The sequence below is a fragment of the Nocardia macrotermitis genome (genome assembly GCF_009604405.1).
Taxonomy (GTDB): domain Bacteria; phylum Actinomycetota; class Actinomycetes; order Mycobacteriales; family Mycobacteriaceae; genus Nocardia; species Nocardia macrotermitis.
On record NZ_WEGK01000010.1, the window covers coordinates 209,981 to 222,436 of the forward strand.

The window sequence follows — 12,456 nt, forward strand, 5'->3', positions numbered from 1 at the left end:
CTCGCCAGAATGATATTCAGTGTCCTGTATGTGTGCGTTGCGCGGGTAGCCCCACCACCACCCGACGCCGGTCACACCCGCACATCCCCTCCCGTCGCGGGCTTCCGCCCGTGCCGCATGAAGATCGCGATCACCAACGCGACGAGCGTGGTCCCCGTGACCACCCAGAACCCCTCGGCATACCCCCGATCGGTGAACACCTGCGACAACACCGTCACCGACGAATGCCCCGCCACATCGATGTGCGCCTCGACCGGATTGTTGTTCAGCAGCGCGGTGGTGATGCCGATGACGACGCCCGACCCCATACTCGACATCACCCCGAGCATCCCCGCGCTGATGCCCTGTTGTTCCGCGGGCACGGCCTCGACGATCAGAATCGGTTGTGCCGCATACAGAAATCCGCTGCCGATGCCGCCGAGCAGATAGATCAGCAGATACGCCTGCCAGCTGTAGTGCGTGAGCGCGAACGCGCACGAAGCCACCGCGAGGACGGCGAAGGCGGCGATCGCCAGCACGCGCCCGCCCACCCGACGGGACAGTGCCCCGGCGATCGGCCCGAGGACCATGACGATCAGGCCCGCCCAGATCCCGATGTGCACCGCGTACGACAGCATGCCGAATCCATCGCCGTAGCTGTAGCCGGGATCGAACACGACGTGCACCAGCTCGCGCGGAATGCTCTGCCCGGTGTGCTGCCGGACCGAGGCGACCGTCCCGTCGATCACCGATTCGCGCAGTCCGGCCGCCGCGGGCGTCTGCGTCATGTACCCCAGCGCCAGCGGCATCAGGGCGGTGATGCCGACGCCGAACATGACCATCAGCAGCACCATGCCGAGCTTCGGAGAGAACAGCAGCCGCATATCGATCAGCGGCTGCGGAATCCGGAACTCGACCAGCACGAACACCCCGAGCAGCACCAGGCCGCCGAGCAGCCAGGCCAGGGCCGACGGGCGGGTCCAGCCCCAGCTCTGGCCGTTGTCCAGGTACAGCAGGGTGAGCAGCGCGCCGCCGGACAGCAGCACCGCGCCCAGCGGATCGATCCGCTCCCGCACCCGCACCTTCGTCTCGGGCACCAGGAACACCACCAGCGGCGTCAACACCAGCGTGTAGATCGCCAGGAACCAGAACATCGCCTGCCACGCGAAGTGATCGACCAGAACGCCGCCGATCACCGGCGCGAGCACACCGGAGAAACCCAGCCCCGCGCCGATCACGCCCAGTCCGACCGGAACGAGCTTGCGCGGCAACAGATCCCGCACCAGACCGTAGGCGATGAACTGTGTCGCCAGCGACAGCGCCGACAGACCGCGTCCGACCAGGAACAGCGTCCAGTTGGATGTACTCGCGCAGACCACGCAGCCGACCAGGAACAGCACACCGCACAGCAGGAAGATCTTCTTCTTCCCCCAGATGTCACTGCATTTGCCCAGCAGCGGGATCGCCGCGGCACCGACGATGCCCAGAATGATCACCGCCCAGTTGATATTTCCGCCGACGCCGGAGAACGTCTTCGACATCTTCTGCAATCCGGCCGCGACCATCGTGTACTGGATCGGAGCGACCTCGGTGTAGAGCACGATGATCGTCAGCACCGTGAAGATACGCAGCCGCGAGGCGTTGTCGAGACGGCCGGAATCATCGACTACTGTTGCGGCCGAGCTATTTTCACTCATCGACCGAGCCCTCCGCGTCGGGAGGTCGCAGAATGCCCGCGGTGCGCAACCGATCGATCACCTGATCGGCGAGTTCGCGTGGGGTTCGGGTGCCGCTGGAGTCCAGGCGCAGTTCCGGGGACTCCGGTGGTTCGTAGGGGGAATCGATGCCGGTGAAGTTGACCAGTTCACCGCGACGGGCCTTGGCGTACAAGCCTTTTCGGTCGCGTTCCTCGACCACCTCCAAGGGGGCATCGACGTGGACCTCCAGGAATGTGCCGTCGCCGATGCGTTCGCGAGCGCGGGCGCGGTCGGCCTGGAACGGGGTGATGAAGGAGGCCAGTACGATCAGCCCGGCGTCGGCGAGCAGCCGTGCGACCTCCACCACGCGGCGGATGTTCTCCACCCGGTCGGCGTCGGTGAAGCCCAGATCCGCGTTGAGGCCGTGCCGGACGTTGTCCCCGTCCAGCAGGTAGGTGTGGAACCCCTGCTCGTGCAGGCTTTTCTCGACCAGATCGGCGATGGTGGACTTGCCCGCGCCGGACAGGCCGGTGAACCACACCACCGCCGGACGCTGCCCCTTCGCGAGCGAACGCGCCCGCCGATCGACGTCCAGCGCCTGCCAGTGGATATTGTGCGCGCGACGCAGCGCGAACCGCAGCATCCCGGCCGCGACCGTCTCCTGCGAGAGCCGATCGATCAGGATGAAGCCGCCCATGTCCCGATTCTCGACATACGGATCGAAAGGGATCTGCCGGTCGAGATGTAAAGTGACGACACCGATTTCGTTGAGTTCGAGCTGTCGCGCGGCGGTGTGCTCGAGACTGTCGACATCGATGGTGTACTTGGGCTGCGCGATCTGCGCGACGGCCGAACTGGTCGCGAGTTCGAGCTGGTAGGTGCGGCCGGGCAGCATCGGCTGCTCGCTCATCCACACCAGTTGCGCCTCGAACTGATCGGCCACGCCGGGAGCCGCGGCGGCCGACGCGATCACATCGCCCCGGCTGACGTCGATCTCGTCCGAAAGCACCACCGTCACGGATTGATCCGCGACGGCCACGTCCAGATCGCCGTCCGCGGTGACGATTCGGGCGATCACGCTCTCCCGCCCCGACGGCAGCACCCGCACCTTGTCGCCGGGATGCACTGTGCCACCGGCGATCTGACCTGAGAACCCGCGGAACTCCGAGTCCGGCCGATTGACCCACTGCACCGGCAGCCGGAACGGCCGCGCGTTGCGTTCGTCCGCGATCGGCACCGACTCCAACTGCCCGACCAGCGTCGGCCCGGAGTACCACGGCATATTCGGACCGGAGTCGATGATGTTGTCCCCGCGCAACGCCGACATCGGTATGCAGACGATCTCCTCCAGGCCGACGCTGTGCGCGAAAGTCCGGTATTCCCTTTCGATCTCGTCGAATCGCTGCTGCGAATACCCGACCAGGTCGAGCTTGTTCACCGCCAACACGACGTGCCGGATGCCCAGCAGCGACACCAGACAACTGTGCCGCCGCGTCTGCGTGAGCACGCCCTTGCGGGCGTCGACCAGGATCACCGCGAGATCGGCGGTCGAGGCCCCGGTCACCATATTGCGGGTGTACTGCTCGTGGCCCGGGGTGTCGGCCACGATGAATTTGCGCCGTTCGGTGGAGAAGAACCGATACGCCACATCGATCGTGATGCCCTGTTCGCGTTCGGCGGCCAGACCGTCCACCAGCAGTGCGAAATCGAGTTCACCGCCCTGTGTGCCAACGGTTTTCGAATCCCGCTCCAACTCGGCCAGATGATCGGAGAACACCAGTTTCGAGTCGTACAGCAACCGGCCGATCAGCGTGGACTTCCCGTCGTCCACGCTGCCGCAGGTGATGAACCGCAGCAGCGATTTGTGCTCGTGCCGCCGCAGATACTCCTCGATATCGCTGATGACCAGGTCGTTCGTGGTGTGCGCCATCAGAAGTAGCCTTCCTGCTTCTTGCGCTCCATCGAGCCCGTCGCGTCACGGTCGATGATCCGGCCCTGCCGTTCGGAACTGGTGGTGAGCAACATTTCCCGCACGATGTCCGGCAGTGTGGTCGCGGTGCTCTCCACCGCGCCCGAGAGCGGATAGCAGCCGAGCGTGCGGAACCGCACCATGCGTTGTTCGGGAATCTCCCCCTGCGCCAATCGCATTCGATCGTCGTCGACCATCACCAGCATGCCGTCGCGCTCCACGACCGGGCGCGGCGCGGCGAAATACAGATCCACGATCGGGATCCGCTCCCGATGGATGTACTGCCACACATCCAGTTCGGTCCAGTTCGACAGCGGGAACACCCGCAGGCTCTCACCGGGCCGTTTGCGGGTGTTGTACACCCGCCACAGTTCCGGGCGTTGACGTTTGGGATCCCAGCGGTGCTGCGCCGATCGCAGCGAGAAGATCCGCTCCTTGGCCCGGGATTTCTCCTCGTCCCGGCGCGCGCCGCCGAACGCCAGATCGAAACCGTGCCCGTCCAGGGCCTGTTTGAGCCCCTCGGTCTTCCACATCTCGGTGTGCAGCGCGGAGCCGTGATCGAACGGATTGATACCCCGCGCAACGCATTCCGGGTTGCGGTGCACGAGCAGATCCAGATCGCCGGATGCCGCGATCCGATCCCGGAACTCGTACATCGCGCGGAACTTCCACGTCGTATCCACGTGCAGCAGCGGAAACGGCAGCCGCGACGGATGAAATGCCTTGCGCGCCAGGTGCAACAGCACCGAACTGTCCTTACCGACCGAATACAGCAGCACCGGCCGCTCGCTGCCCGCGACCGCCTCCCGCATGATCTGGATGCTCTCGGCCTCGAGCCGTTGCAGATGGGTCAACCCGACCGCGTCGATAGATGTCGTCATGTCGAACTCCTTTGCGTACCAACGCCGTTCACTGGCGCAGGTGGGCCCCGCCACCGATGAACCACATCTGCCCGTTGATCCACTCCGCCTCGTCCGAGAGCAGGAAGGCGACCACTCCGGCCAGATCGTCCGGCCGTCCCAGCCGCGTGGTGCGGGCCGCGGAGACGAACATCCGCTGCAATTCCAGATCGTTCTGCTTCTGAACCGTCTCCCCCATCACAAGCCCCGGCATGACACCGTTGGACCGGATGCCGTCCTTACCCCAATTGATGGCGATATGCCTGGTCAGCTGATTGACCGCCGCCTTGGACGCGCCGTAGGCGACCCGCGAGGCGTCACCGCCTAGCGAGGTCCCCGAGGAGGTGTTCACGATCGCACCGCCGCCCTGTTCGAGCAGATGCGGCAGCACCGCCCGGCAGGTGCGCACATAACCGAGCAGGTTCACATCCAGCGTGCGCTGCCAGACCTCGAGATCGGTCTCCAGCAGCGTCTTGTCCCGGCCCAGATTGGCCGGGGACAGATCCGCGCCGACATTGTGCAGCCCGTGCACCGCACCGAATTCGGCAATGGTGCGATCCACCATCCTGCGCACCGAATCGTCGTCGGCCAGATCGAATTCGACGGCAATGGCTCGGCCGCCGTCCTTCGCTATCCGCTCGACCGTGGCCTCCGCACCGGCGAGATTGATATCCCCGACGGTGACCAGGGCTCCTTCCGCGGCCAGCCGCTCGGCGGTGCCCGCACCGATTCCGGTCGCGCCACCGGCGACGACGAACGCTTTCTCGCGCAATCCGCGCATCACGAATCTCCTTTGATTCCAGACAATTCCGTGCCGCGGGTCAGCGCGCGGTCCAGCGCTCCGCGTGCGCCACGTACTCGGCGAATTCGGGCCTGATCCGGTCCAGATCCAGATCGAACAGGATCGGATCGGCCTTGCGGCTCGGATCCCGCTCCTGCGCGGCGGTATTCCACCAGGCGAGCATGCGGCGTTCGAATTCCCCGGACACCGGTTCGTCGAGCCAGCCGTACAGGCCCTTCATCTCCCCGATCGGATCCGCCTGCATCGCACGGAAATCGATATCGCGGAACCGGTGATCGTTACCGGCCGCGCGGAAATCCAGCGTGCGTCGCATGCCGAGGGTCCAGTGTTCGACATTGAGCCGTCCGATATAGGGCCGGTCGAGATGGTCGGAGTAGCGGCCGATGATATCGGCGTAGAGTTCGGCCACCGAGAGGATCACATCGGTCGGATCCCGGTGTGTCATCACGAATTTCGCTTCCGGGAACGCCTGATCGAGCGCGTCCAGGAATAGCACGTGCGAGGGCGTCTTCAACCGCCACGGCCGGGTCGGCTCACCCCATTGCAGCAGTTTCATCACCCGCCGCTGATACGCGAACGTCGGCGCCAGATCCGCCTCGTGCACCAGCCACGCGGAATAGGTCGGAATCTGTGCGAACGAATGGAAGATATGGGATTTGAAATCCAGGGCCATCAGCTCGTGGCATTCCATCGGCCCGTCCTTGTCGACGGGCACATGATGCCGGGTGCCGACCATTTCGCCCTTGCCCACCGGAATGCGCGGATCCACGCCCGACACCGTCGAGGGTGGCGGGCACGGCTGCGAGGATTCCCAGCGCCGCAGATAGCGCACCTCGGGATCCTGTGCCATCAGGATCGACAACGCCGTGGATCCGGTGCGCGGCAGGCCGATTCCGACCAGCGGGCCCTGGATGGGGACGTCATCGATCTCCGGATGCCGCCGGTACCAGTCCTCCACCTGCAACCGCTGGCTCAGATAGCGGGCGATGCGGTCGTAGAAGAATGCCTCGCCCTCGGAGTTCAGCCGCGCCTCACGGTCGAGCGAATTCAGCAGAATGCCGAGGCCCGCACGGAAAGAATCGTCCCCGAAATCATCCAGACCGGTTGTCGCGACGGCCTGCTGCAATATCTCATCGATTGTCGGCACGGCTCAGCCCATCCACTGTCCACCGGCGACGTCGATCGTCTGCCCGCACATGTAATCCGCCGCGTCCGAGGCCAGGAAGGCCACCACATTGGCCACCTCCTGCGGAAGGGCCGCGCGGCCCAATTGCACGCGCTGGGTGATGGATTCGGCGATCGATTCGCGTCCGGCGCGCTCGGCGTCGTTGTGCGGGTCGACGAGATAACGTTTCATCTCGTCCTTGAGCATGATGCCCGGGGCGACCGCCAACACATTCACTCCCCGGCGCGCGTATTCGTAGGCGAGATTCCGGGTGAATCCGATGACGCCCGCCTTGCACGCCGAATACACGGTCAGTCCGGGTTGTTGCACCCGGCCCGCGACGGCCCCGATATTGATGATCTTGCCGGAGCCCTGCGGCAGCAGATGTTCCAGCGCCGCGTGCGCGCCGTACATCATCATGGTCAGGCTGCCCAGCACGGTCAGGTCGATTTCTTCCTTGGTGTGCCGATCGAAAGCACCCGCCGAGACCATGACCGGGTTGTTGATCATCAGGTCCAGACCGCCCAGCTCGTCGCGGCTCGCCCGGACCGCCGCGTGCACCTGGTCCCAGTCCGACATGTCGGCCTTGATCGGCACAGCCGTTACGCCCCAACGCTTCTCGATCTCGGCCGCGCGACGCTCCACCTTCTCGAACGTCCGCCCGATGAGCGCGACATCCGCGCCGCAGCCGGCCAGCCGCTCGGCGATCGCATATCCCAGACCGTCGCCACCGGCACCCGTCACGGCGGCCTTGCGGCCCGTCATATCCAGCAGATCGGCCACCCGTTTATCGACGGTGTGATATGGCAGCCGATCGAAGCCCAATACCTGCGCCCAATCCTGGTCCTGTATGTCCACGCCGGGACCTCCTCTCACGGCTCCGAAACGGAGCTCGTATGAATGTGCGAGGCGTCGCAATGCGTATCCGCCGCGCTTCGGAAAGCGTAGAACGGCAGGACTTTCGGCGGCCAATACGGATTTCGTCGTGCAGTCATATAATTATTGGATTCCTCCCGCCGGGTGCTCGATCTGCTCGCGCAGGATGTCGCCGTGGCCGCAGTGCCGGGCGAAGTCCTCGATCAGGAACAGATAGATGAACCGCAGGCTGACCTCGCCGAGCCGGGGATGCGTGCGAAGCTGATCCAGATCGAATCCGGCGGCGATCGCGCGGGACCGTTCGTTCACCCCCTCGAACTCGGCGATCACCGCGTCCACCGACTCCTTTTCGCCGACAACGAAACTCGCCTCGCCCGCGGTCGTGCCGCCCTCGATCTCGTGCTTGGGCACCCCCGCCAGAATGTGCTGGAACCAGATCCGCTCGGCGACCGCCGCGTGTTTGACCAACCCGATCGGCGTGGTCACCGACGCGACCAACCGGCGACGGGCATCGCGCTCGGACAGCCCGCGCACCGTATTGATCAACTCGGCTCGATTGCGATCCAGCATGTCCTCCAGCAACCGGCGCTCGTCGCCCATGGTGATCAGCGGTATCGAATACGTCATCGTCGGCTCGATTCTCTCGGTGTGACGGCTGCTGCCCCGGTGTCACGTGTGGGCACAGGGTACGTCGGGCGGCGGCCGCGAACACGGTTGGCGCACACCGCCACCGGGACCCACGCTTGCGCCGCTGACCTGGGCGGACACCGCTCGCCCGGAATGTGTCGGTACCCACGCTTATGCTCGGTCCCGCACACGGATGTCGGACCGCGCACGAATCGGTCGTGGCTCGTCGAGATCGGGCTCGCGGCAAGCGTTTTCGGGAGTCGCGGGTCCGATGTCCGCGACCGTCCGGGTGATGGTCGGGTACAACGGTGTGTCGCCGGGGGTTTGTTTTCGGCGTCCGGATCTGATGAGGAGGAACGGTGGAACCGGTGTCGGACGAGATGTCCGCGTTCATATTTCGGATGTGGCGGCGCGAGTGGGGAGACGAGGGGTGGTCCCACGCGCCGCGCATGCTGATACGGCTGAGCGAGGCCGATCGAGTGTTGCCCGCCCGGCTGTCCTGGACCACCCGGGATGGTGTGCGCTCCACGTTGGGGTTCGCGCCGGATATGGCGAGTTGCTACGGGCATCGCCAGGACGGCGACGGCCGGGTGCTGGAGCTGATGGGTGAACTCGCCGACTGGGACGCGCCCGGTGGCGAGGTCGCGCACGGGTACGAATTCGCCACCGAGACCACCGAAATCGACGCCGGGCCAACGGATCCCGGTAATTCGACCGGCCGGCTGCGGATTCTCATCGACGACGGCGACCGCACCGAACTCGCCACGGCGGAATGGTCGACCGAATCGGGTGACACCTCGTCGATCACGCTGGTTTCGCGAGATGTCGGCGACCTCGTGGCCGGTGTGACGGCCAGTGCCGAGCATCGCGCCGCGGGCGAGGTGGCGGCGAATCTGCTGCGCGCGTCGGACGAGAAGTGGTTCGCCCCGCGGCGACGAGCCACCCTCGAATTCCGGATGACCGCGCCGACCACGGTCGATCAGTACGTGCTCACCTCCGCGAACGACGCACCGGACCGCGATCCGTCGGCGTGGACGCTGCGCGGTTCGCTGGACGGGCAGCGGTGGCACACCCTCGACATCCGTTCCGATCGATCGTTCACCGACCGGCACCAGTCCCGCACCTACCGAATCGCGGAACCCGTGCCGTATACGCACTATCGCCTGGACATCACCGGGAATCACGGCTCGCCGGATCTCCAGCTGCGAGACGTGCGGTTTCTGGCCGACGACGGTTTCGCGGGTTTTCGCCGTCCCGCCGGACTCGCCCCGCTGACGTATCGGGGCACCGTCGCCGCGCGAGCGAGTGCTGTCGCGCCGCAGTCCGGTGACCCGAAAGCGCCTCGCCCCGACCAGCCCTCCGCACAAGCCGATGTTGCGGCGACGGCGTTTTCCGAATACATCGCACCGTCGGCGGCCAGAAGTGCGACCGTACCGCTGAAGGCGGCCGAGGTACATCAGCAGAAGCTGACGAACGAGCAGATGCGGGTGGAACTCACGCCCATGGTCGCCGCCGAGTTCCGGCCGATGATGCAGGCTCAGGTGTCCAGGGCGGTTCCGGCCCGCGAGGCGCTCCAGACCAGGCAGGTGGCGGCGCACGAGGTCGGGCCGGACACGTCGCGGTGGCAGTACGGCGGGTCGTGGCTGCCGCTGGGTGGCAGCCTGTCGATGCAGTCGCTGACCTCCCCGTCGGGGCGGTTCACGGCGCTGCACTCGCCCTACGAACCCTCGTTCGCAGTGCGCGACAACAGCACTCGCGAGCGGGTGTGGATCAGCGACTCGCCGGGCTCGCACCTGCTGTGCCTGGGCCCCGACGGCGATCTGGTGGGCTGGGATCACCACGGCAATCACATGTGGAGCACCGGTACGGCGTGGTTGGGGGTGCAGCGGCTGGAACTGCGCGACAGCGGTGAGCTGGCGCTGGTCGATACCGAGGGCGAGACGGTGTGGAGCACCGGAATCCCCGACGTACCCGCCGACGCCGAATCCCGCCCGGTGCCCAGGGGCGCGAGGTTGCGTCGCGGTGAGAGCCTGTGTGGGCAGTCGCTGACCAGTGACGACGGGTCGACCGTGCTGTTCCACGACGGTCGCGTGGTGCGGATCATCATGAACGGGCAGACCTCGCACTGGGATGTGTTCCCCGACACCGAGAACGCCCTGACCCTCGATGACGACGGCTTCCTGCGCATGCGTGATGCCAATGGCACTGTGCTGCAACAGATTTCCGGTCCGGGTGTCGAGCTGGTGGTCGAGCGGGGCGGGGCCGAGCTGCTCGACGAGAACGGAGCCCTGGTGTGGGCCTCCTCGCCGCGCGCGCATCGCCCGGCCCCGATCCGGGAACCGGCACTCGCGCAGGACGACACTCTGACGGCCTGGTTCACCACTCTGCTCGGCGATGCATACGCCGTGTCGGTGGCCCGGGACACCACCCCGGAGGAAGCCCTCGGGAAACTCGGTGTCACGCCGGGCCTGGGCACCTGGACCGAACTGCGAAGGTACCGGGACGCCATGAATCCCGCCGGTGGGGCCATCGTGGCGGCCCTCGCGGTCGGCTCGCACGTGCTGCTGATGACCGACGATCCGCACCTGCGGACGAAGGCGCCGGCCGCGTGGGTGGCGACCGTACGGCAATCGGGCTGTGATCTCGCGGAATTCACCGTGCAGCAGGACGGCGAGGTGGTGACCGAGATCCGGGAATTCCCGCGCCGCCGCCGGGGCACCAGGATCCCCGAGGTGGCCACCGCCCTGCACGAACTCGTGCACGATCTGCACCGGCACACGCTGCTGTTCCGCACGGCCGGAATCGTCCCCGACGCCGTCGCGCTGAGCGGTGAACTGCTCGGCGGTGTGCTCCAGCCGAAGGCGAGATCCACCTCCACGACCGAACCGCTGCTGGTGATCGAGGGCTGGGAAAGCATGACCCCCTTGGTGATTCGCACCGACTTCACCGACGACGACGCCTGGAACCGGCTGCTCGAACAGATGCGCACACCGTGGATCGACAACGATCCGGTGGACCCGCACCCGGTCACCGATCCCCGGCTGGCCGGAGCCACCACCGAACAGGTGCTGCGCGAGGTCTGCGACGCGCTACCCCAGCCGGAGACGCCGGGAGCCATCTTCATCGCCGACGCGATCACCATGCGCGAGCCCGAACTTCCCCTGCTCGCCGTGACCACCGAATGGGACGGCCTCCCCTTCGAGGAGGAGGACGAGGAGTTCATCACCCAGTTCCGCCTGGTCCCCGATGCCGCCATCGAGATCAGTACGAATCTGGACCTGGCGAACATGGACTTCGAGGATTTCGCGGAGGAGGGCGTCTACGAACGTATGACCTGAGCGAACCCGTTGTGCGAGTGGTCATCCCGGCGCCTGTCCGGTCCCGGGATGACCACCGCCGCCGACTCGTCAGGCTGCGGGCAGCGCGACGCCCCCGTCGGTGACCATGCGCTCGCTGAGTTCCCAGAGCCGCTTCGCCGATTCGTCGTCGGTGGCGGCCGCCGAGGCGGTGGCGGTCGCGCCGTTCGCCCAGTAGGCGCCGTTGGTCGACAGGACGTCGTCGCTGGTGGCGAGCTGGATCACGGTCCGCGCGCCCTGCTCGGGCGTCTTGGCGAACAGGCCGACGATCGGCTTCATGACCAGTGTCATCGCACCGCCCATCCGATCCCGGGCGTAGAAGTTCGAGCCGATGAATCCGGGATGGATCGCCGACGCGTGGATACCGGATTCGCCGAAACGGTGCGCGAGTTCGCGGGTGAACAGGATCTGCGCGAGTTTGGCCGTCCCGTAGGCGGGCAGACCGCCGTAGCCGTGCTCGTAGGTCGGGTCGTCCCAGGGGATTCCCTTGGTGTACTTGTGCCCGTTGGAGCTGACGTTGACCACGCGGGCCTGCGGATCGCGCCGCAGGTGGGCCAGCAGCAGCCGGGTCAGCGCGTAGTGCCCGAGGTAGTTCGACGCGAACGTCTCCTCCACCCCCTGCGCGGTGAGCCGTCGCTCGGGCACCGCGCCACCGGCATTGTTGACCAGCACGTCGATACCGTCGATGCTCTCGATCAACTCACCGGCGCACCGCTCGACACTGCGCAGATCGGCCAGATCGAGTTCCACCGACCGCACCGATTCGTTCCCGGTGAGTTCCCGCAGTTCCGCGACCGCGGCTCGCGCCTTGTCCGGATTCCGGCAGGCCAGGATCGTCGTCGCGCCCCGCCGCGCCAGATCCGCCGCCACCGCGCGCCCGATGCCGCTGTTGGCCCCGGTCACCACCACGACCCGGCCCGCCAGGTCTCGCTCGTCCGCCATCATCACCTTCCCGCGCGCTCAGATCGTCCGACCCGAGCGCCCTTGTCGACGACGCAGAATAACGCAACCCCACCCCACCCGCATGACACGAAGACCGGGCACTCGACTTTCGAATCCCCAGCGCCCCAACAGATTCAGAAACGC

The 12,456-nt window shown here is 66.3% G+C and carries 9 protein-coding genes; 1 reads left to right on the plus strand and 8 read right to left on the minus strand.

From position 1 onward, the window contains the following. Positions 1 to 71: 71 nt before the first annotated feature. The 7 genes from NRB20_RS23255 to NRB20_RS23285 all read right to left on the minus strand — a co-directional run bounded on the left by NRB20_RS23255 (position 72) and on the right by NRB20_RS23285 (position 8,014). The gene (locus tag NRB20_RS23255; RefSeq protein WP_153412487.1) at positions 72 to 1,676 is read right to left on the minus strand and encodes an MFS transporter; all 1,605 of its coding nucleotides are present in this window, start codon (positions 1,674 to 1,676) and stop codon (positions 72 to 74) included. After that, a complete protein-coding gene (gene cysN / locus NRB20_RS23260; RefSeq protein WP_153412489.1) occupies positions 1,669 to 3,606 on the minus strand; it encodes a sulfate adenylyltransferase subunit CysN in 1,938 nt (645 codons plus the stop codon). The genes NRB20_RS23255 and cysN overlap by 8 nt, the downstream gene beginning before the upstream one ends. Next, positions 3,606 to 4,526, minus strand: a complete 921-nt coding sequence (gene cysD, locus NRB20_RS23265; protein ID WP_153412491.1) for a sulfate adenylyltransferase subunit CysD — start codon at positions 4,524 to 4,526, stop codon at positions 3,606 to 3,608. Before cysD ends, cysN begins: the two co-directional genes overlap by 1 nt. Positions 4,527 to 4,554: 28 nt before the next feature. Then, positions 4,555 to 5,325, minus strand: coding sequence for an SDR family NAD(P)-dependent oxidoreductase (locus NRB20_RS23270; protein WP_153412493.1), 771 nt, complete (start codon positions 5,323 to 5,325; stop codon positions 4,555 to 4,557). Positions 5,326 to 5,365: 40 nt separating this feature from the next. Further along, the gene (locus NRB20_RS23275) at positions 5,366 to 6,493 is read right to left on the minus strand and encodes a sulfotransferase family protein (RefSeq protein WP_319945299.1); all 1,128 of its coding nucleotides are present in this window, start codon (positions 6,491 to 6,493) and stop codon (positions 5,366 to 5,368) included. A gap of 3 nt (positions 6,494 to 6,496) precedes the next feature. Continuing rightward, positions 6,497 to 7,369 (minus strand): SDR family NAD(P)-dependent oxidoreductase, encoded by an 873-nt coding sequence (locus tag NRB20_RS23280; protein ID WP_319945300.1) that lies wholly within the window; start codon positions 7,367 to 7,369, stop codon positions 6,497 to 6,499. Positions 7,370 to 7,510: 141 nt separating this feature from the next. After that, positions 7,511 to 8,014 carry a DinB family protein gene (locus tag NRB20_RS23285; protein WP_153412497.1) on the minus strand — a complete coding sequence of 168 codons (504 nt, stop codon included), beginning with the start codon at positions 8,012 to 8,014 and terminating at the stop codon, positions 7,511 to 7,513. A gap of 359 nt (positions 8,015 to 8,373) precedes the next feature. Between NRB20_RS23285 and NRB20_RS23290 the strand changes: the two genes are divergently transcribed. Next, positions 8,374 to 11,352: a DUF6924 domain-containing protein gene (locus NRB20_RS23290; protein WP_153412499.1), complete on the plus strand. Its 2,979-nt coding sequence runs from the start codon at positions 8,374 to 8,376 to the stop codon at positions 11,350 to 11,352. A gap of 69 nt (positions 11,353 to 11,421) precedes the next feature. Here the strand turns inward: NRB20_RS23290 and NRB20_RS23295 are convergent, their stop codons facing one another. Beyond that, entirely contained in the window at positions 11,422 to 12,312 is an 891-nt protein-coding gene (locus NRB20_RS23295) for an SDR family oxidoreductase (RefSeq protein ID WP_194289972.1), read from the minus strand. Positions 12,313 to 12,456: the final 144 nt, after the last annotated feature.

What these genes read in the sequence shown, in the direction of transcription:
- cysD (WP_153412491.1), bottom strand. Translation starts at nt 4,526, where the DNA reads ATGACGACATCTATCGACGCGGTCGGGTTGACCCATCTGCAACGGCTC.
- NRB20_RS23270 (WP_153412493.1), bottom strand. Translation starts at nt 5,325, where the DNA reads ATGCGCGGATTGCGCGAGAAAGCGTTCGTCGTCGCCGGTGGCGCGACC.
- NRB20_RS23285 (WP_153412497.1), bottom strand. Translation starts at nt 8,014, where the DNA reads ATGACGTATTCGATACCGCTGATCACCATGGGCGACGAGCGCCGGTTG.
- NRB20_RS23255 (WP_153412487.1), bottom strand. Translation starts at nt 1,676, where the DNA reads ATGAGTGAAAATAGCTCGGCCGCAACAGTAGTCGATGATTCCGGCCGT.
- cysN (WP_153412489.1), bottom strand. Translation starts at nt 3,606, where the DNA reads ATGGCGCACACCACGAACGACCTGGTCATCAGCGATATCGAGGAGTAT.
- NRB20_RS23295 (WP_194289972.1), bottom strand. Translation starts at nt 12,312, where the DNA reads ATGGCGGACGAGCGAGACCTGGCGGGCCGGGTCGTGGTGGTGACCGGG.